Origin of the sequence: Hyphomonas sp. (assembly GCF_046313735.1) — a bacterium.
GTDB lineage: Bacteria > Pseudomonadota > Alphaproteobacteria > Caulobacterales > Hyphomonadaceae > Hyphomonas.
In genome coordinates, this window is the sequence record NZ_JBKBXW010000116.1 from 1 (window position 1) to 1,503 (window position 1,503).

Annotated in this window: 2 pseudogenes; one reads left to right on the forward strand and one right to left on the reverse strand. The window is 62.6% G+C overall.

From position 1 onward, the window contains the following. Window positions 1–781 (reverse strand): annotated as a pseudogene (locus ACK4SV_RS16960) (phosphomannomutase/phosphoglucomutase); the annotation flags it as partial. A 261-nt stretch (window positions 782–1,042) separates the two neighbouring features. Between ACK4SV_RS16960 and ACK4SV_RS16965 the strand changes: the two are divergent. Next, window positions 1,043–1,503, forward strand: a pseudogene (locus ACK4SV_RS16965) (hypothetical protein); the annotation flags it as partial.

Consider the following 1,503-nt stretch of genomic DNA (forward strand, 5'->3'; position numbering starts at 1 on the left):
CGGCGCCGGTGGCGCGCAGGGTTTCGGCCATCGCCGACAGCATCTTGTGATCTTCAGGGTTCGGATTGTATTTCGGGAAGGTCATGTCGAGATTGCAGTCCATCTCGATGACTTCGGCGCCTATGGCGCGCAGGAGGTCCGGCGCGAAGGCGCCCGCCGTGCCGTTGCCGCAGGCGGCGACGACTTTCAGCTTGCGCTTCAGCTTGGTGTCCCCGGCGACGGACTGGATGTATCTTTCGCGCAGGCCTTCCTCGATGCGGCGCAGCGAGCCGCCTTCGCGGGGAATGAAATGGCCGCCCATGACGATTTCCTTCAGGCGGCCCATCTCGTCCGGCCCGAAGGTCAGCGGGCGGTTGGCGCCCATTTTTACGCCGGTCCAGCCGTTCTCGTTGTGGCTGGCGGTGACCATGGCGCAGCAGGCGGCGTCGAGTTCGAACTGGGCCCAGTAGACCATCGGCGAGAGGGCGAGGCCGACATCCAGAACTTCGCAGCCGCCGGCCATCAGGCCGAGGGTCAGCGCATTCTTGATCGGCTGGCTGATCGAGCGATAGTCATGGCCGGTGACGACCGTGGGCTTGACGCCAAGCTCATGGAACAGCGCCGCCATGCCGAGGCCGAGGGCCTGGACGCCGTAGAGATTGAGCTCCGGCGCTGTCTCATGCCCGATGCCGTTGAACCACCAGCGCGCATCATATTCGCGAAAGCCGGTCGGCTTGACCAGCGGCAGGATTTCGAAGTCCAGCGTGTTTGGGGCAATGTCGGTCAGCGGTTTGGGCAGCATCTCGTGTCTCCGTGCAACGGGGTTCGCGCGTGTTGAACACGAGCGGGGGTGTCAAGGCAACCGCCTGCAGTTTGCGCGCCAGATGCGCGGGGCCTGTCACTTCAAGGAAAATGGCGAGTGACGGGCAGATTTCTGTAACCTGACGGAAAATTCAGAAATATCCTATTGTCTATGCGATAGGTTATCCTACCTTCTGCTCTGTCGAGTGCGACACCGCCCCAGCAAACCCTGCGGCGGACTCATCCAGAAAGGAAACACTCCATGAGAATCAAAATCCTGGCGACGATGGCCAGCGCCTTCACACTGCTCGCGAGCCCGGCCTTTGCCGAAGGCTGGTACGGCGCCGCGAGCGCCGGCTTCAACTTCCAGTCCGACAGCAGCAATTCGGGCCAGACGGGCGCATTCAACACGGGCAATGGCGACCCGGTGATCCCAAATGGCACGCCGATCGCCGCCGGTACGCCCTATGGCTGGGAAACCGAATTTGACACAGGTTATGTCCTCAGCGGCGAATTCGGCCGGATGTATGATAATGGCTTCCGTGTCAGCGGCGAGATCGTCTATTCCAAGGCGGATGTTGATACGCATAGCCGCGTCAATGTCGGCGGCGCGATCATCGACGGTGTTGATGCGGCCGTGATCGCCGGCTCGCCGACACAGCTTGGCGCGACCGTGGGCCAGGTGGTGGCTGACGGCCGGGGCGACATCTCGAACCTCGGCGT